The following is a 19,085-nucleotide window of genomic DNA, read 5'->3' as shown; positions in this document are numbered from 1 at the left end:
TGAATTAAGAATTAAGAATTAAGAATTAAGAATTAAGAATTAAGAATTAAGAATTAAGAATTGGGAATTAAGAATTAAGAATGTAGAATGTAGAATGTAGAATGTAGAATGTAGAATGTAGAATGTAGAATGTAGAATGTAGAATGTAGAATGTAGAATGTAGAATGTAGAATGTAGAAGGCATAATTCTAAATTCCCAATTCTTAATTCTTAATTCTTAATTCTTAATTCTTAATTCCCAATTCCCAATTCCCAATTCCCAATTCTTAATTCTTAATTCTTAATTCTTAATTCCCAATTCTTAATTCTTAATTCTTAATTCTTAATTCTTAATTCTTAATTCAAAAATAAGTAAGCTGAGACCTAATGCTGATTAGATAACCATTTGTCTTTGATGCGTTGGATTTGTGCTTGAAACGGGGCTGCTTTTTCGGGATTTACCATGGCGATGAAGTTGGCGTAGCCTTGAATGGCTGCGATTACATTACTGGAGTTTCCCCAGTGTTTGCTGTCTGGACCGTCTTTTTCGATTTGATAGAGGGTAGCACGGAAGCGTTTTAATTGTTTTCTGGAAATATTGAGATGGTGGTTGACTACAATTCCTGTTACTTCTTGCTGTTGGGATTTGCGTAGGATTCGGGTCTTTTGTTGATTTATAGTAAACCCTTCGTGAGCTACTACGGAGCTGGTGCGTTTTAGGAGTTTACCGATAAAGCGGAGGCTCTCACCAGAGGCGGAGAAGGTAAGGTCATCGGCATAGCGGGTGTAAATAAAGCCTAAGTCTGTGGCTACTGTGGTTAGTCGGTGGTCTAAACGACGGCACAATATGTTGGTAATGGCTGGTGAAGCGGGGGACCCTTGGGGGAGGTGGCGATCGCTTGTGGCTACGTAGTAGGTTTTGCTATCTAGTTCGACTTCTTCAATGTCGGCTTCTGTACATAGTAATCCAAATACTGTTGCTGCTGCTTCTGAATAACCGAATGACCGGAAAAGTCCTTTGACTCGTGGGTAGGAAATGGATGGGAAGAAATTTTTTAGGTCAATGTTGATAATGACATCAGCACCAACATGAGGCTGGGCGTTGGTTACTATGGAGCGATCGCGTCGAAAGCCGTGAGCGGCATTGTCTAGTTCTAGTTTTTCTAGTATGTTGCTGAGAATCCAGTGTTGTGCTTGTTTTAGTTTTGGTTTGGGTGCGGAAATTAATCGCTCTCCACCGGTTTTTTTGGGAATCTTGAAACGAATGTAGTGAGATATGGTGGCGGTTTTGCGATTAAATGCGAGAAAGCGTAGCTGTCCTAGGGCAATCCCCATGGCTTGAGCAATGTCTTGGGCTGTGCTAAGCAGGGGTAATTTATAGGTTTGTAATCGTATGCGATCGCTTTCGGTATGGTTTAGACCTGGGGATACTTGCTCACCGAGATAGAGTATTTCCTGTTGCTGGCGTATAGCCCACGCTTGGGCACGTTCGAGCCGTTGTTGTTCCCGTCTTTCTTTGGTTTCCTGACGCTTACGCCTGGACTCTGCTAACCGTTCTTTTAGCAAGCGCTTACGGAGTGCTTGTTCGTTTTGTAGTTTCTTACTTTCTTGACGCAGTTGGGCTAGTTCTCGCTGGAGTTCTCCCCGCCGTCGAATTTCATCAGCTGGATCTTCTGGCATCTCACCTTCTGCTGGCCAAAATCCGTAGCGAATCATTTCTTCGAGGACGAATTCTTCTTTTCCAATTTGGCGGATGCGATCGTAGAGTTCCTGACGGGTACGGGGTTGGTCTGACATGGGTTTTTATAGCAGTTTGCAATTGGGTAAGGTACAAATTCTTGGGTTTTAGGGAGCAGGGAGCAGGGAGTAGGTAAGAAAGAAGAGGGAAGTCGGAAGATGGAAAAAATCCTGTGTACCTCATAGCTAGGAAAAAGGCTATAGTTTTTAAGGTTAGTTGAAGGTTATTTGTGATACCATTAATGATTAGCTCTATACAAAAAAATCACGCCTACTCCGGTTGGTTACCCCTTCGTAAACTCCCTCGGACTAGACTGCTCAACTCAAGCGGGCTCGGGTGCTATCGCTAATTAGTTTTAAGAAAACGAAACCGTAATAGCGATAGCACCCGATAGCCCGCACAGTCACGAGCAGGCTAGTGATGCGTGGTTGAACTTATCGCAGGGACGGCGATCCACCGCCCAGATTGCAAGGCTGTTTACCAACTGATGGAATGGACGTGATTTATTGAAACTGACGAGCGTGCTGCATCCGCAACGCCAGAATGTGTTCACAAGGACCTTTGTACAGCTTATTTTGCTGATACCAATTACAGGTACACTCTGCTGCTATTATACGTTCATCACGATCAATTGTCAAAACGGGATTATAGGTTTTGCTTTTATCTGTGACATTTCCCTGTAGCTGGAGTGTACCTCCAGCGTCTTTTACTGAGGTTACTTGTACGGCATTGTTACTTAAGAAGCGGGTTGCTGTTTCTTCTCGCTGATTGGCAAACCGTAACCGTTCCATGGGTAAGGGCTCTCGGGAGAGTTCCCGGACTCGATATACTTGCTTGTTTAAGTCGTAAATGGCTCGTCCGGCTTGGGTGTAAGCTCCTAAGGCACCTAGGACAGCAGTAGGACTTAGGTCTAACCGCTGGGCGAGACTATCGGGACTTTCTACCCAGTTTTCTCTGAGTGCGTCAAAAATGAGTTGTTGGGTCCACTGGTCTACATCTGCACGGGGTGCCATTAAGTCAAAGTTCCCAGCTTGGGACCAATCGTTAGCTGTCCATCCTGATAAGCCGAGGGTAAAGGACATATCCCCTAGGTCAGCTACATAAAAGGATGGCATGCCGGTTCCGAGTAGGTGAATGGTAAATTTGTTGGCAATGGGGATAAGACGTTCTAGGATGTGGAGGCGGCGGCGTCCCCACACTCGGATGACCTGTTCTGATGAACCTTGATAGGGCGATCGCGAACAGACTACTTCGATGTTCCAAGGCTCAAATACTATTCGCACGGGTTCTCCTGGTTTGAGATGGTAACGCATTCCCCGTGGGCCAGTTTTTTCTTTGTGGCGACGCAACACAAAACAGATATTGTGAATATCCATGGGCTGCAAGTCAAAGGTGGTGGCGGGTAAGGCCATGGCGGAACTGACTTGTAGAAATCCTCTTACCCAACTGTCTGGTAGGTCAATTTTGACTTCTTTAAATGCTGCTTCATGGGTGGTTTTTACTTCAAAACCGGAGGGGTCAATTTCAAATTGGGTTGTCTTGTAACTGCGGATTTTTTGAAATTCGTTGTACAGGGCGGCGGAGTAGTCTATGTTTGTTGTACCGCAGGCGAATTCACTGATAGTTTTAAAGACTTCGTAGCTGGCTCCTAGTCGCCCATAACTAGATTCATCTTGGCTGAAACATTCAAAGAAGACTTCATCGGGATGAACGGTAATTACTGGATCGAGGACAAACCAGGCATCACGGTCTTTCTGATAGAGGTAATTGTAGTACTGCTGTCTGGCTTTATAAAATGTGGATAATCGTTGAGATCTGTTCTGATTTAATTGATTTAGTTCTGCTTGTAAGGGTTGAATTTTATTGGCGAGGTCTTGGCGTTGTGCGGCTATGATTTGCCAGTCTTGTTGGTCTTGGTTAGCACGCCATTGTTTATACTCAGTTCTGTCTTTGGGTTTGAAGCGTAAATCGGAAACTACTACGTCATGTAGGGCGCTGATGGCTTCTCGAAAGGCTACATTTTTCCCTAATTCACCAATGAAGTAGGTGGGAGGACGCTTGGTGTCTGGGGAGAAGGACATTTGGGTGCTGCTGCCGCGATCGCTAACTGCTGTACTATTTTTATAGGCGTAGTTAAATTCCATGGTTTTTAGGGGATTGAAGTATTTTTTAAATTGTTAAGGAGGGAATTTAGAATTTAGAATTTAGAATTTAGAATTTAGAATTTAGAATTTAGAATTGGGAGTCGGGAATCGGGAATCGGGAATCGGGAATCGGGAATCGGGAATCGGGAATCGGGAATCGGGAATCGGGAATCGGGAAGTTAGAAGTTAGAAGTCAGAAGTCAGAAGTTAGAATCGGTAATCGGTAATCGGTAAAATTATGAAATAGATAATGGAAATAGATAATAATAGTTTTTGGTGTTATACTAAATCAGTATTTTGTTTCATGAGCTATCAGGATATATTTGAAAATGTTATAGGGTTTCTCCTACTATCCCTACTCCCTATTCCCTACTCCCTACTCCCTACTCCCTGTTCCCTGTTCCCTATTCCCTAAAATACACAACTTTTAAATCCCTAAACTCCCTACACTCCTCTTACTTCGGATACTGGTTTAACGTTGATGGGAAGAGGAAGATTAGGATAGTTTTGGTGAATTTGAAGCATAATCTGAATTGAACGGGCTTTATCACCAATAGCCATTGTGATGGATTGTCGTGTTAATATTTCTGCTACTATTTTAGCAGCTGCTTGGCTTTTTTGGGCTTCAGCTTCTAGAAATGCAAACACGCGCTGTTTAGCAATTCGTCCGCGATTAACCCGAGACAAAATACTGATAAAGTATGGAATTAAGTCTTGCAAACGGTCGGGATTATCTAGGGCATACTGTTCTAGATAGTTAGTGGCAAATAGCTGCATGTCTTGACTGGGATGTTCACTAAATTTGAGGAGATAATCTTGACCATAACTCTGCTGAAAGGTACGTAGGACTAAATCCCGCCCAAATTGACGAACATCATCCCGAGTACTGTCACAAATACTTACCATGACTTCAGGGGTCCAGTCTTGTTCGGTAATTTGTTGGCTAAAGAGTTTGGTAGCAAATTCTCGGGAATCCTGCCATTTTGCTTCTAGTAATCGCACTGCGGCTAACATGTCTTGAGAATTGCTACGGATACGGTTGATGATTTGCTCAATCATTGTCCAAGCGGCTTGACGGACGGATAGGATTTCATGATTGGCTAGTTTGACAATGTCAGGAGTTTCTAATTCTAATACCCAAGTGGTATAGTTAGCTTGGAGTACTAATCCTGCTAATTCTTGAGCGGCTGATGATTTGGCTTGGAGAAGTTCCATCGCGTTGTCTTTGGGAATCCTAGTCATCCAGCTGGGTAAGTCTTCTCGTAGCAGTTGGACTAAATCTTGGTGAACACCTTGATGTCTTTCTGGTAGCTGCAATAGGGTAATGATTTCTGTGGCTAGCTGAGTGACAAATTCTGGATATAATTGTCCTAAGCGCTGAATTACTGGACGAATACCTTGACGCAAGTGTGGTTGTTGATTGGTTGCGATCGCTAATACTAAGTCGTAGTCTTGTAGCAACCGTTGATCGGGAAGTTGACCGAAAATCTGAACCCCAATCCCTTGCACTGACTGATGGGAAGCGTTGAGGAGTGATTCAATTAATTTGGGTGGTAAGTCAGCGGCAGGAGTTTCGTGATTGAATAGGATTCTTGCTCCCAATTCTTGGATTTCTGGCATGGGGTGTTGGAGGAGATCTAGTATTACTCCCATACCCAATGTCCTGAGTTGGGGGGTAAAACCTAGAAGCAGGGTTTGAGCAGTGTCTTTGGCGATATCGGTTTGAGTTGGTTCTAGTTCGAGTACTGCTACAATAACTCGCCCGATTAATACTTTGGCTGTTGCTTCACTTATTATTGATTGAGTCAGTAACTGACGGGCAAAGGTACGGGTATCGGAGTGTTGACTGATGACTAACGGGATGATCAGGTTGCTAGCCGTGATCAAATGAGTTGGTATTGCTTGTATCCACTGATGGGCTTGAGTACGAGCTGGTGGAAACTGGCAGTTGGCTAAGGCAAGTAATAAGTCTAGGTTAGGATTGTCGGGATTATCGGAATTATATTTTTGTGTTGCTAGTTCAAAGCCGAGTTGAGCCGTTACTGGGTAGGGTTTGTTAACTAGTGTGATTACAGTATCTGTATCGATTTGATTACAGAATGACTGACATACCCTTAAGGCTTTGGCGGCAAACTGATGAACTTGATGACAATCGCTTTCTAATAGTAACTGTAGCAGTGCGTCTGGATGTTGCTCCCAAAGTTTAGGAAAGGCTTCTTCTCGGACATCTGGCTCTGGATCACCAGGTTTGTAGTTGTCTCGACAACGCCATGCCTGGCTGTTGGGCATTAATTGGTAACGGGGACTATTGGTATAGAGAATATGGTTAAAGGTTAAGTAACCAGCATAGCTGTCCCAGTTGCGAGTGTAGCTGGTGCGAGTCCAGTTGGAGTAGTTCCAGCGATACAAGGTTGATGTTCTGGCGGGCACCCCATCAGAATCAGAATATTGGAGTAGTATCTCTAGGGCTAGATTTACATAATTGCCATCGCATTCTTCACCCAATTTCCTGAGAGTCCGCCATACCCGCCGCCGTAGATAGTCACGAGTAACGTTGCTGTAAGCGCGTTTAGCATCAGGACTACCGAGGTAATGGGAACGGGGAATATATTTGCGGCTATTTCTGTCCCAGTAATATTTATGCCAATAAGACTGACGAAACATTGGTCCCTCGGTGTCTAGGCGGTAGGCGATAATGCCAAATACTTGGGCATCTTGTCGATATTCGGCAATCTTGAATATGTGGCGAATGGCTTTGAAGTAGTTGGGGCGTAGGGGAGCAGTGCGTAATAGGTTTAGTAGTGCTGGGCGCACTTGAGCATTATTAATTTGATATAGGGTATCGAGGACACCAAAACGAGTATAGTCGTTACTGTCTAGATAGGTAAGTAGGGCATTAGAGAACTCAGCAGGATTATCGGTTTCGATATGGGATTGCAATTCGGCAGGCAATTGCTCTATCTGTTGAGAGCGCAACCGTTCTTGAGTTGATTGATCACAGAGTTTCATCCAGGCTTCCCAAGCAATCCCCTTGACAAAGTCTGGAGTTGAAGGGGTTTCATACAAGCGTTGGAGGTGAGGAATTACATGCTGATCACCACACCATCCCAAAGCCCAAGCAATGCAGTAGTCTTTTAAGGGTTGATCAGTGCCAATCAGAGGGATAATTAAGGGCGTAGCTTCACGAATTTTCAATTCTCCAGCCCGCCAGATCGCTCGGGTTTGGGACCATTTACTAGAGCCTTTACTACTATCTGGATTTGCGTTCGGCTCTGCCGTGCCAAAAGCGATCGCGTTGAGAATGGCTTGATGGCGTGGGTCCTTGGTAACTACGTTACTAGTAGTTAAGTTACTGCTATTTAAGTCATTAACCTCTTGTTGAGTTTGACTACTTGATGGCTCAGTTACATCTTGATAGCCTTTCTTGAGTTTTGAGCCCACTAACTGATCAAACACTTGTTGTGCTTTAGCCAAAGCTACCGGCTGAGCAGTTTTTGAACTTTCTTTCAAGGTCTTGCCACGGCGTCCATAGCGGAAGTTAACGATATACTGATCGTTACCGAGATCACACAGATCGACTTCGTAGATTTTATCTGAGTTATCAGCTTGATAATGGAGCGTAGTGCGTTTGATCAGTTTCATAAGACATCAGGGAAAACCCAGTTAGAAGTAGAAACGCCTGTCATTACCACGATATTAAAAAAATTATCTAGTCGCTCTCGTTCCCCAATCCTAAAGCTATCGTAAATAGAAGCACGGTAAGCCCAGCCTAACCGAAAGGATTAAGACTTGCCCATTGCTGCCTAGCTTAATTGTGATGTAGCCGATAGATTAATGAGCAATTTTCCAGACTTATCCAGTCACGATTTCAAAGTGATCAGGGAATTGGGTCATAATCGCGCTGGTGGGAGAGTGACCTACCTAGCCCGAAACCAGGTCAATCACCAATTGGTAGTGATCAAGCAGTTTCAGTTTGCTCAACGCAACAGTAACTGGTCAGACTATGAGACCATAGAAGGGGAAATTCAAGTGTTGCGGGGACTGAATCATCCCGGTATCCCCCGTTACTTAGGGTCATTCCAAACCACTAGGGGCTGTTGTCTGGTACAGGAATACAAACATGCTCCTTCCCTGGCTGTACTTCGTAGTTTTGACCCGGAGGAGATTAAGCAAATCGCGGTTGGGTTACTCAACATTCTGGTTTACCTACAACATCGGATTCCTCCGATCATTCATCGAGATATCAAACCAGAAAATATCTTAGTAGATGAGACGATCAATGTTTTTTTGGTAGACTTCGGCTTAGCTCGGATTGGTGATAGTGAACTAGCGGTGAGTAGTGTAGCCAAAGGCACTATCGGGTTTATGGCTCCGGAACAGTTATTTGATAAAGCCCTAAGTAAAGCGTCAGACTTATATGGCTTAGGAGCGACCTTGATTTGTTTACTAACTGGTACTCGATCTACTACCATTAATACCTTAATTGATGAAGACTATTGTCTAAATTTTCAGCATCGTCTACCTCAAGTAAGTTTGGGTTGGCTGCAGTGGCTGCAAAGAATGGTAGAGCTGAAACCTAAAGACCGTTTTCCTGATGCTGAAACGGCTTTAGAAGCTCTTAAGCCAATTTACGTTATCCGGATTCCAGAGGCAAAACTCTCCCAACCGTATCTAGAGTTGAGGGCTAAAAAATTAGGGGAAAAACTGACAAAAACTATTACAATTTGTAACACAGTTCCAGACACAGCCTTAGAAAGCCGCTGGCAAATTGCTCCCCATGTCAGTGACCCACCCCACACTCCCTATTTCCATGACTGGATTCGATTGGACACAGCTGATGTTAATGGTAATCAAGGGTTGTGCCAAATTACTATAGATACCAGTAAGCTGATGGCAGACCAAACCTATGAGCGAGAGGTATTAATTCACACTAATGCTGAACAGTCAACTCAGGTTTTACCGCTGAAAATTCATACTGCTCCGGTACCAATTGCCACGAAAAAACTTCCCTATCTATCCCTAGCGCTATTGATTTGCTTAGCTACTACAGCTACGTGGGTAGAAACTACGGCTTGGGAGGGAATTGTGAGTAACAGTGGCACAATCGGGATTGCGATCGCTACTTTTGTCTCAGTCTTGGTGGCAATGCTGGGATTGACTGCGGCTGTGACATCTGGGGTGATATCGAAACTGGTAGCAAGACTCAGAGCCAGGTTTAGTATTCCGTTAAAGGCTATGGATACCGTAGCAGCAGTGTTTTTTGCTGGAGTAGCAGCCCTGTTGGTAGCTGGATTTGGTGCCAAGTTTCGCGCTACCGATAGCGCAATTGCTACCTTTGCAGCAGTGGATGCGGTAGTGTTTATGGCAGCCTTTGAAGGGGAAGGAGTCGCTCAAAGCTGCCGAAAGCGTGGGTTTAGTAAAATCTTAGCCCTAGGAGTGCCTGTGTTATCGGTAGCCTTGGGCATTAGTTTAGGTATCGGTTTAAAGCTGGGATTTTTAAATGTGTTGGTAATGATAGCCATTTTAGTGACAGCAGTTCCCTTAGCTGTGATAATTCTCTATCCACCATTAGAGCGTCTGCGGCAAGTCAAAACCTATCGGAAATTAGAGAGAAATTTGATCAAGCCTTAGAAGGTATTTATTTGCAGGAGCGATCAGCCTACTGCTTCCACTCAATTTTTTGTGATTGCAACAAAATAATAGATCTGGACGACCTTTTATTTTTGGAACTATGCTGTAAGGACAACTGTTAACAATTTTTCATAAAAATTAATAATTAATAGTCAACCACGCAAAACGCTATTATATTTTTTGATATTTAATTAGGTAATTTATTATTACCTATTACCCATTATAAAAAAGCGCTGAGCTATTTTGCTTAGTGATTAACAAAACTTGGTATATTATAAAATTTTGTAATTTTATAGGTGTTTAATAGTTTGGCTTTGGAGTAACAGGTTTTATTAATGTAGAACTCCCCTAGCAGCTGATCGGCCTTTGATGATTTCAAACATGCTGTATCAGCACGCTCTGCACTCACGACTTATCGAATTTTTCACAGGCTGAGAATAGACTGATTCATGATTACCATAGATCATTAATCGTTCTCACTTCTGTCTGGGTGTCGTTTATTCAATTTAAAATCACTAGACGTGCAGCCAACTGTAAATAAATGTACCAAACCAGGTAGACAGGAGAGCAATTTTTAGGGCAAGATTATTTAGTTCAGAATATTGTCAAATGTCTGTTGTTTCTACGGTCAGGGTTATTGTGCCCGGTACTACCGCTAATCTAGGACCAGGTTTCGATTGCATAGGCGCAGCGCTAACTGTGTATAACCAGTTTAAAGTCACTCGCCTGGAGTCGGTAAATTCTGGATCAGTCAAGCTTAAGATTGATGTTACTGGTGTGGAAGCCAACAAGGTGAGTAGAGATGAGAGTAATCTTGTCTATCGAGCGTTTGTGACCTTATATGAGCGTCTGGGAAAAACTCCGCCTCCGGTACACCTAGAGATTGATTTGGGGGTGCCTTTGGCACGAGGATTGGGGAGTTCGGCCACAGCGATTGTTGGAGGATTGATTGCTGCAAATCAGTTAGCGGGTAAACCTCTTTCTCATCAGGAGGTAATGGAGTTAGCGATCGCAATTGAGGGGCATCCTGATAATGTGGTTCCAGCGCTTTTGGGGGGATGTCGTTTGACCGGTCGAGGTTTGGCGATGAAACCCCAAAGACCCCAAAGACCCGAAGCAAAAGAACAGGATTGGGTAGTTTGTGATGTTGCTTGGTCTTCTGATCTGGTTCCGGTGGTGGCAATTCCAGATTTCGAGCTTTCAACACAGGAGGCACGGCAGGTGTTGCCTGATAGCTACAGCCGTGCTGATGCAGTGTTGAATGTGGCCAGTTTGGGGTTGTTGTTGCGGGGTTTGGAGTCTGGTAAGGGGGATTGGTTACGGGTCGGTTTGCAAGACAGGATACATCAGCCTTATCGCCAAAAGCTGATTCCTGGTTATGACGCTGTGGAGGCGGCAGCTTTGGATGCTGGAGCCTATGGCATGGTGATTAGTGGGGCTGGTCCTACTTTGTTGGCCTTGGTGAGTGAGTCCCAAGCACCAGCGGTTCAGGAGGCCATGGCGGTAGCTTGGACCGATGCCGGGATTGAGGCTCAAGTGCGATCGCTTTCTCTAGATTCCCACGGCACCAAGATTGCTCTGGAATTGATTAGCTAATACCACATCCGATAGTATGACCCCCTGCTGGTTATAGTTGGTAATTGCTTCTGATTACCCAAAATCTTCCATATAGCATAATGCTTCTGGGTTTGACCCACCTTAACCTAAATTTTTAATAATTCTTTACTTTTTTGGTAGCAATTGTTACCAAAAAATTTTTTTTGTGTTTTTTTGGCAAATACCCTTTGCAATTCTTAACTTTAGTTAATATACTGAAACTAGAAGCCAATAGGTATTTATTCTTAGCTATGGTCTCCGTAAATTTTCCTTGGATAACGACGATTATTCTGCTGCCCCTAGTGGCATCTCTGCTGATTCCGATCATTCCCAGCAAGTGGCTGAGGATGATTCGTTGGTATGCCCTAGGTGTAGCCCTTCTGGATTTTGTCCTAATGATCTATGGGTTTTGGCATCATTACGATTTCCGAAACTCCGATTTTCAGCTCAGGGAAAGTTATACGTGGATACCCCAGCTTGGCATTAGTTGGTCTGTAGCAGTCGATGGCTTATCGATGCCTCTGATTGTGTTAAGTGGCTTAGTCACTACCTTAGCTATTGTTGCGGCTTGGAAGATTAACCATAAACCGCGTTTGTTTTACTGCTTGATGCTGTTCATGTATAGCGCCCAGATCGGGGTGTTTGCAGCTCAAGATTTAGTGTTGTTTTTCCTAATGTGGGAATTAGAGTTGCTGCCAGTGTACTTGCTCATTTCTATATGGGGAGGAAAACAACGCTTCTACGCCGCAACCAAATTTATTCTTTACACAGCAGCAGGTTCAGTTTTTATCCTGGTCGCCGCGCTAATGATGGCGTTTGCTGGAGATACAGTCACCTTTGACATGCAAACCCTAGGGAATCGGAATTACCCGATAGCTTTGGAACTAGTAGCTTATGCGGGTTTCTTAATTGCCTATGGTGTCAAGTTGCCGATTTTTCCGCTACATACTTGGTTACCAGATGCACACAGCCAAGCTTCTGCTCCAGTCTCGATGATATTAGCTGGGGTCTTATTGAAAATGGGTGGGTATGGACTGATGCGCATGAATCTAGAAATGCTTCCTCATGCCCATACTTACTTCGCACCAGTGCTAGCAGTATTAGGTGTGGTCAATATTATCTACGGTGCTTTGCTTGCTTTTAGCCAAGACAATCTCAAACGACGACTAGCTTACTCATCAATTTCCCACATGGGTTTTGTGTTGATTGGCATTGCTTCGTTCACTGAATTAGGAATGAATGGAGCTATCTTACAGATGCTTTCCCATGGGTTAATCGCTGCTGCCTTATTCTTCCTATCTGGTGTCACCTACGAACGTACTCATACGCTAGCGATGGCGAAAATGGGAGGAATGGCGAAAGAAATGCCCAAAGCATTTGCCCTCTTCACTGCTGGTTCCATGGCATCCCTAGCCTTACCAGGAATGAGTGGTTTTGTGGGTGAGTTGTCGGTGTTTCTTGGAGTCACCACTAGCAGTGTCTACAGCTCATCTTTCAAAGTCGTCATCGTTTTCTTAGCTGCAGTGGGATTAATCCTAACTCCGATTTATCTGCTTTCACTGCTCAGACAGGTATTTTTCGGTAAAAATAACTCTGGATTAGTTATTGAGAAATACTTAGGGGATGCCAAGCCTCGCGAAATTTTCGTTACCGCTTGTCTGTTAATCCCTATTATTGGCATCGGTCTTTATCCGAAGCTAGTCACTCAAACCTATGATGTGAAAACTGTAGCGGTTGCTGCTCAAATGCGCCAATCCTTACCAGTGATTGTTCAAGAGGAATCACCTCTATACTCTGGTACCTTCACACCGCCACAGTTACCTAACACCAATCCTCAAGCTATTCTTGGTGTTACCAAGTACTGAGTACTTGCTGTTTCCGATTAGCGGGAGTTAAACAAAAAGAATGCCCCAAAACAGGAGCATCCCACTTTGGAAGAAACATACCGCAAATAGCTGTATCATCGTGATTATACCGCCGACATAAAAATATATAGTTACCAAAATGGGATGCTCCCAACAAAATGGGAGCATCTTACTGTTTTGATGAAAAGCCCGAGTGGGAGAAATATCCTGTTCCGTTGCTGAATCAATTTTTTATAGCAGCTGTTGTCGGATTGAGTTGACATAAATGATTAATTGCAGCAATTACCGCTTCATCCTTAGTATTTCCACCACAAGCGGCAAGCACTTGACGCAAAGCTGTTTTAGCTGATATACGTTTTTCTGAATCTACGACTACCATATTATGGAAAATTTTAGCTGTCATGATGCTACTTTATATCATCCTAGATTGTTGAGTTTTTATTGACTATATTTTTTTAAAATTGTTACATTGTTTCTGGTAAAATCCCAATAATTTTAAACAAAAATCCTACTATGTCTAGCAGCGTTTTACAGTCCGTAACCTCTCAAACTAAGCCAGTGGAAAAACTGGCAGCAGGTGGGTCTGATCCAGAAGTCTTTGACTGGCAAGAAGTTTGGTATCCTGTTTCTTACGTCGATGATTTAAACAAATCCCAGCCTACTCGCTTCACTTTGTTAGAGCAGGATATTGTCCTCTGGTGGGACAAGCATGAACAGATGTGGCGAGCCTTTTTCGATCAATGTCCACACCGTTTGGCTCCACTGTCTGAAGGTAGAATTAATCAGGATGGACAGCTAGAATGTCCCTATCATGGCTGGGCTTTTTCCGGAACAGGCCAGTGTGAAGTCATTCCACAGCAACAAGAAAGGGGAAAGGCTGAAATTTCCCAACGTGCCTGTGTCAAATCACTACCGACTACAATTGCTCAAGGGTTGTTATTTGTTTATCCTGGACAAGCTGAAAATGCGGCTCAAACTAAGGTTCCTATTGTTGATGCCTTAGAAGAAGACCCGGACGGTTGGGTTTGCTTGAATACGTTTCGGGATTTGCCTTATGATGCCCTAACATTGATGGAAAATGTACTCGACCCCAGTCATATTCCTTACACCCACCACCGCAGTGTCGGTAACCGCGCTAATGTATCTCCTGTGGAATTGGAGGTTGTAGAATCCGGAAAGTGGGGATTTAAAGGGGTTTGGGCAGAAGGTCCCCGTAAAGGAACCCTAGGACGACAGGATACTACCTTTATTGCTCCTGGACTGATGTGGCATGACCTCACCTCCAAGCAGTTTGGCAGGACACTAACAGTTGTGTACGCGACTCCGATTCGCAAGGGGGAGTGTCGGCTATTTGCCCGCTTTCCTTTTAAGTTTTCCTCCAAATTACTAGGGTTATTTCTGAAACTAACTCCTCGGTGGTATTCCCATATTGGGCAAAATAATGTTTTGGAAGATGATCAGATTTTCTTGCATTACCAAGAAAGATATCTCGAAGAAAAAGGGGGTAGTGGTAATTTTAATAAAGCGTTTTACTTACCAACTAAAGCCGACCTATTTGTATTCCAGTTGCGTTTTTGGGTGAATCAATATAGTATTGACCCATTTCCAGGAAAAACTCTACCACCATCACTACCCAAAGAAGTTCTCTTAGAAAGGTATCATTCCCACACGGAAAAATGCGCGAGTTGTCGTGGGGCTTTAGCTAACTTGCAACGGTTAAGGCTGGGATTAGCTGTAGGGACTGCACTGGTTTGGGTATTGCTTCCGTTACTGGTATTGCTCCACCCTGAGGTATCTATTGTTACTGTTATTATTTTGACTGTAGCTTTTTTAATGAGTGGGGGAGTTTGGTTGCTTTTGGGTAAGTTGGAGCGACAATTTTATCAAGGAAGGGAAATTCCACCCCGTAATTGGCCAGAGAAAGTTGACAAGGAGGCGAAGCCTAGATGAATGTGACTCTTACCATTAATGGTGAACAGCACATCCTCACCATTGAACCCCGTGTAACACTCCTAGATGCTCTGCGTGAATATTTGGGATTAGTCGGGAGTAAAAAGGGGTGCGATCATGGACAATGTGGAGCCTGTACTGTTTTAATTGATGGTCAGCGAGTTTATTCCTGTCTCACTTTGGCAGTCATGCAAGAAGGTAAGGAAATTGTTACCGTTGAAGGTTTGGCAACAGGGGATACTCTCCATCCGGTGCAGGAGGCATTTATTGACAATGATGGCTTCCAATGCGGCTATTGTACCCCAGGGCAAATTTGCGCTTCTGTGGCTCTTGTGGAGGAAGTTAAACGGGGTTGTGTTAGCGCGGTGACACCAGATTTGCATAGTCCTCCACAACTAGCTGAACTCTCCGAGGCGGAAATCAAGGAACGACTGAGTGGGAATCTCTGCCGATGCAGTGCTTACAATGGTATTGTGGCAGCCGTACAGCAGGTAATTGGACAAAAACCACCTTCTCCTGTGGCAGCGGTGATGGTCAGTGAATATGGAAATAACAAAGGATCATGAATAACTTCACCTATACCCGTGCCACTTCCTTGTCAGATGCCGTGAACCAGGCAGTTGCTGACCAACACTCCATGTTTATTGCTGGTGGAACGAATTTAGTTGACCGTCTGAAAGTATTCTTAGATCAGCCATCGCAACTGATTGATATCTCTCGGTTACAGATGCATAACATTGAACCGATGGCTGATGGTAGTCTGCGTCTGGGAGCGCTAGTTAGTAATACCGCAGTGGCAGACAATAGTGATATTCGCCGCAACTATCCCATGTTAGCTAGGGCAATTATATCTGGCGCATCTCAGCAAATTCGCAACATGGCTACAGTGGGGGGAAACCTGCTGCAACGTACCCGTTGTCCCTATTATTACGATACCGCCTTTCCTTGTAATAAACGGCAACCAGGGACAGGCTGCCCCGCAATCACGGGAATTAACCGTACTCATGCCATCCTTGGGGCCAGCGAGCAGTGTGTAGCAGTACACCCGTCAGATATGTGTGTTGCCCTAGCTGCATTGGATGCGGTGGTGGAAGTAGCAAGTCCCCAAGGGCAAAGGGAGATACCGTTTACAGATTTCCACCGTCTACCAGGAAATAGACCCGAGCAAGACACCAATTTAGAACCAGGGGAGTTAATTACCGCTGTGATTCTGCCGACCTTATCCTTTGGGAAATCTGGGGTTTATTTGAAAATACGCGATCGCGCTTCCTATTCCTTTGCTTTAATTTCTGTGGCGGCGGCGGTAAACTTGCAAGGGGAGCAAATCCAAGCTGCACGCTTGGCAATGGGTGGGGTAGCACACAAGCCTTGGCGAGCAACAGCAGCAGAAGAGTTTTTGATTGGTAAGTCGGCGGATGTAGCAACATTTACCGAGGCTGCAGAAATTGCCTTGGACTTAGCCAAACCTTTAACTCACAACGGTTATAAAGTCGAACTGGCAAAACGGGCGATTCGTCGCGCCCTCATGGTTTCTGCTCAAGGAGGAGGGGTAGCATGAATCAAGTAACTAGTACTAGTATTAACCGCAAGGATGGACGAGCAAAGGTTACAGGGACAGCAACCTACGCTGCTGAACATCAAATTCCCGGTTTAGTTCATGGTTATCTGGTGACTGCTAATATTGCTCATGGGCAGATTAAAAGTATTGATACCCAAGCAGCAGCAACAGCACCAGGGGTAATTGCAGTTTTCACCCATAAAAACCCGCCGACTGTATCTAAACCAGCTAACGATTTTTTAACCTCGAAAATCTACGAAGCACGACTACCGTTATCAGATGACCAAATTTACTACGCAGGACAGATTATTGGTTTGGTAGTCGCAGATACCTTTGAACGGGCACGTCACGCTGCTCATTTAGTTAAGGTAGAATACGTCACCCAAGAACCAATTGTAGAAACCAGCAAAGCTACCTTTAACGAAGCTCCACCCATGCTTGGGCAACAGATGACCTTTGAGAAGGGGAATGTTGCTGCTGGGGACTTTGCCAGTGCCATGGCAGGTGTAGGAGCCGAGATTACAGCAACATACACAACTTCCACTGAACTACACGCAGCGATGGAACCCCATGCTATCATTGCTCACTGGCAAGATGCAGACACCCTGACTGTCTACGAACCATCCCAGTGGGTAATCGGTAGTCAGCGTACCTATGCAGACCTGTTTGGACTTGCCCCAGAAAAAGTCCGTATTATCACACCTTTTATTGGTGGAGCCTTTGGTTCTAAAGCCTTCCCTTGGCCCCATGCCATTCTTGGTGCAGCAGCAGCCCGTCAACTGCAACGTCCCCTGAAAGTTGTTCTCAGCCGTCGGCAAATGACCGCCAACACCGGACACCGGTCTGAAACGGAACAAACGATTCGTTTAGGGGCAAATGCTGATGGTAGCTTGATGGCCATAGACCATGGGGTTAAATCCTGTACCTCACCAGTTGAGATTTTTACTGAACCTTGTACAGGCATCACACCAGTTATGTACGCTGCACCCAATCTGCGAACCCGTCAGGAATTGGCGGTGATGAACGTTGGGACACCCGCATTCATGCGTGCCCCAGGGGAAAATCCGGGGTTATGGGCACTAGAATCAGCCATGGATGAATTGGCGTGGGAGTTAAAAATCGACCCAGTGGAACTGCGGTTAAAAAATGAAACTAAGGAACACCAGCGCCAGGGTTTACCGTTCTCTGCCAAGGATTTCGCAGAATGTTTGCGGCTGGGTGCGCAACAATTTGGGTGGCAAGATCGACCAAAACAGGTGCGCTCCCTCACCCGTGATGGTAAGCTAATTGGTTGGGGCATGGCGGCATCAACCTTCCCCGCTTTACGGAGTTCAGCCACAGTCACAGTAAGGTTGTTAGCCGATGGTACTGCCCATATCCTCACTAGTGCTAATGACATGGGTACTGGTGCATATACCATTGTTGCAGGTACAGCAGCCGAGGTATTGGGGCTAGCTGTAGAACAGGTACGGGTGGAGATGGGAGACTCCTNTGGTATATATCAAGGTGGTTGCGGTTAGATACAGCAGGTAAGGAATTATCAAGTAAGGTAACTTAGCAGCACTAAAGACCCCTAAAGTTGCGCCAAACTGATAAGAACAAGCCGAACCAAAAGCGATCGCGGAAATACAAGTTCCCCTAGAACAACTAGAACAGGCACGGGTGCTAATCACCGCAGGAACATTACACCCCATACCCATAATTACTCGCACTAAATCCCGTCCCGATAACCCAAACGGACGGAGTAAAGGATTGAGAGCAATGGTAATTCGTTCTATTAACCCACTAGCTTTATATGCGCCCAAGAATAGGGCATAGAGAATTACTGTGGGCATCGCCCAAATAAACAGCAACGGACTCATAGTTATCAGTCCATACTGACCTATCAGTATTTCTCTTAACCAGATTGGGAGTTGGGATAAAGGTTTAATAACAGGAGCGATCGCACTTTGTACTATAGGATCTGCTAAAGTCGCAAAGGAGTTAGCACCCCAGACAGCAATAATCGCAGGAATAAGTAATAGGGCGATCGCCAATAACCAGCCTAGTCGAGGATGTTCTAACAGTGTCGGGTGAGGTTCAATATACCAGCCAGCCCTTGTCGGAATCCATTGGGCGGGAAAAGGATGAGGTTCTTGCAGAGAAGCCAAAATATAGTCTTTTTGTTCTATTGTCAGGTGGCGAGCATCTACAGTGACAATGCTCAGGTTAGAAGTTTCCTTCCATTCCCGAACCACTTTTTGAGTATGAACCGTCGAGAATACCTTATCCCAGAAAGTAATCACCACAATGCCCCTTTTATCTGCTACTAAAGGCAGTAGATCGGCTAAATCTCGATCTACGTCGGTCGCCTTGACTATCAGTAGCACGGTGTCATTTTCTTCTAGCTTTCTTAAAGCTTTCTTAGTAGTTACGCTGTCGGAACGATAGAGAATTCCTGGAGTATCGATAAAGGTATAGGCTTCAGATTGATAAGTGTCACAAGTCACTGTAGAACCCCGAAAATTGGCACTATAGGGAGTCTGTCCTGTAAGAGCCGCAATTAGTTGGGACTTGCCCGTACTCTCTTTACCAATAACCACAATACAATCGCGCTCTAATTTTGACGGCGTAAAAATATTCAC

The 19,085-nt window shown here is 44.6% G+C and carries 12 protein-coding genes; 7 read left to right on the top strand and 5 right to left on the bottom strand.

From position 1 onward, the window contains the following. Positions 1-363: 363 nt before the first annotated feature. From F6J94_RS01685 to F6J94_RS01675, 3 genes are all read right to left on the bottom strand, one after another. On the bottom strand, positions 364-1,776 hold the full coding sequence (locus F6J94_RS01685; RefSeq protein WP_293036249.1) for a reverse transcriptase domain-containing protein: 1,413 nt from the start codon (positions 1,774-1,776) through the stop codon (positions 364-366). A 444-nt stretch (positions 1,777-2,220) separates the two neighbouring features. Continuing rightward, on the bottom strand, positions 2,221-3,861 hold the full coding sequence (locus tag F6J94_RS01680) for an SWIM zinc finger family protein (protein WP_293036247.1): 1,641 nt from the start codon (positions 3,859-3,861) through the stop codon (positions 2,221-2,223). 444 nt (positions 3,862-4,305) lie between these two features. Further along, positions 4,306-7,503: a WGR domain-containing protein gene (locus tag F6J94_RS01675; protein ID WP_293036245.1), complete on the bottom strand. Its 3,198-nt coding sequence runs from the start codon at positions 7,501-7,503 to the stop codon at positions 4,306-4,308. A gap of 192 nt (positions 7,504-7,695) precedes the next feature. On the opposite strand from F6J94_RS01675, the gene F6J94_RS01670 reads away from it, so the two are divergent. The 3 genes from F6J94_RS01670 to F6J94_RS01660 all read left to right on the top strand — a co-directional run bounded on the left by F6J94_RS01670 (position 7,696) and on the right by F6J94_RS01660 (position 12,953). Continuing rightward, entirely contained in the window at positions 7,696-9,492 is a 1,797-nt protein-coding gene (locus tag F6J94_RS01670) for a serine/threonine-protein kinase (RefSeq protein ID WP_293036242.1), read from the top strand. Positions 9,493-10,101: 609 nt separating this feature from the next. Then, entirely contained in the window at positions 10,102-11,088 is a 987-nt protein-coding gene (gene thrB, locus F6J94_RS01665; protein ID WP_293036239.1) for a homoserine kinase, read from the top strand. Positions 11,089-11,339: 251 nt separating this feature from the next. Beyond that, positions 11,340-12,953 carry an NAD(P)H-quinone oxidoreductase subunit 4 gene (locus F6J94_RS01660; RefSeq protein ID WP_293036234.1) on the top strand — a complete coding sequence of 538 codons (1,614 nt, stop codon included), beginning with the start codon at positions 11,340-11,342 and terminating at the stop codon, positions 12,951-12,953. Positions 12,954-13,176: 223 nt separating this feature from the next. On the opposite strand, the gene F6J94_RS01655 is transcribed toward F6J94_RS01660, so the two are convergent. Next, positions 13,177-13,356, bottom strand: a complete 180-nt coding sequence (locus F6J94_RS01655; protein WP_293036231.1) for a hypothetical protein — start codon at positions 13,354-13,356, stop codon at positions 13,177-13,179. 110 nt (positions 13,357-13,466) lie between these two features. On the opposite strand from F6J94_RS01655, the gene F6J94_RS01650 reads away from it, so the two are divergent. Genes F6J94_RS01650 through F6J94_RS01635 form a run of 4 tightly spaced genes read left to right on the top strand, consistent with a single transcriptional unit; the run spans position 13,467 to position 17,981 of the window. After that, complete coding sequence (locus F6J94_RS01650; RefSeq protein WP_293036228.1) at positions 13,467-14,903, top strand: Rieske 2Fe-2S domain-containing protein; 1,437 nt, start codon at positions 13,467-13,469, stop codon at positions 14,901-14,903. Further along, positions 14,900-15,469 carry a 2Fe-2S iron-sulfur cluster-binding protein gene (locus F6J94_RS01645; RefSeq protein WP_293036225.1) on the top strand — a complete coding sequence of 190 codons (570 nt, stop codon included), beginning with the start codon at positions 14,900-14,902 and terminating at the stop codon, positions 15,467-15,469. The genes F6J94_RS01650 and F6J94_RS01645 overlap by 4 nt, the downstream gene beginning before the upstream one ends. Next, complete coding sequence (locus F6J94_RS01640; protein WP_075898748.1) at positions 15,466-16,461, top strand: xanthine dehydrogenase family protein subunit M; 996 nt, start codon at positions 15,466-15,468, stop codon at positions 16,459-16,461. The genes F6J94_RS01645 and F6J94_RS01640 overlap by 4 nt, the downstream gene beginning before the upstream one ends. Beyond that, on the top strand, positions 16,458-17,981 hold the full coding sequence (locus F6J94_RS01635; RefSeq protein WP_293036220.1) for a xanthine dehydrogenase family protein molybdopterin-binding subunit: 1,524 nt from the start codon (positions 16,458-16,460) through the stop codon (positions 17,979-17,981). Before F6J94_RS01640 ends, F6J94_RS01635 begins: the two co-directional genes overlap by 4 nt. On the opposite strand, the gene F6J94_RS01630 is transcribed toward F6J94_RS01635, so the two are convergent. Continuing rightward, positions 17,913-19,085, bottom strand: a complete 1,173-nt coding sequence (locus tag F6J94_RS01630) for a GTPase (RefSeq protein WP_293036217.1) — start codon at positions 19,083-19,085, stop codon at positions 17,913-17,915. The two genes, F6J94_RS01635 and F6J94_RS01630, sit on opposite strands and share 69 nt — an antisense overlap.

It is taken from the genome of Moorena sp. SIO1F2, assembly GCF_010672755.1.
Taxonomy (GTDB): domain Bacteria; phylum Cyanobacteriota; class Cyanobacteriia; order Cyanobacteriales; family Coleofasciculaceae; genus Moorena.
This window is presented reverse-complemented; position numbering and strand designations above follow the sequence as displayed.

Coding starts and splice junctions, on each gene's coding strand:
- F6J94_RS01685 (WP_293036249.1), bottom strand. CDS start 1,776: ATGTCAGACCAACCCCGTACCCGTCAGGAACTCTACGATCGCATCCGC.
- F6J94_RS01680 (WP_293036247.1), bottom strand. CDS start 3,861: ATGGAATTTAACTACGCCTATAAAAATAGTACAGCAGTTAGCGATCGC.
- F6J94_RS01675 (WP_293036245.1), bottom strand. CDS start 7,503: ATGAAACTGATCAAACGCACTACGCTCCATTATCAAGCTGATAACTCA.
- F6J94_RS01670 (WP_293036242.1), top strand. CDS start 7,696: ATGAGCAATTTTCCAGACTTATCCAGTCACGATTTCAAAGTGATCAGG.
- thrB (WP_293036239.1), top strand. CDS start 10,102: ATGTCTGTTGTTTCTACGGTCAGGGTTATTGTGCCCGGTACTACCGCT.
- F6J94_RS01660 (WP_293036234.1), top strand. CDS start 11,340: ATGGTCTCCGTAAATTTTCCTTGGATAACGACGATTATTCTGCTGCCC.
- F6J94_RS01655 (WP_293036231.1), bottom strand. CDS start 13,356: ATGACAGCTAAAATTTTCCATAATATGGTAGTCGTAGATTCAGAAAAA.
- F6J94_RS01650 (WP_293036228.1), top strand. CDS start 13,467: ATGTCTAGCAGCGTTTTACAGTCCGTAACCTCTCAAACTAAGCCAGTG.
- F6J94_RS01645 (WP_293036225.1), top strand. CDS start 14,900: ATGAATGTGACTCTTACCATTAATGGTGAACAGCACATCCTCACCATT.
- F6J94_RS01640 (WP_075898748.1), top strand. CDS start 15,466: ATGAATAACTTCACCTATACCCGTGCCACTTCCTTGTCAGATGCCGTG.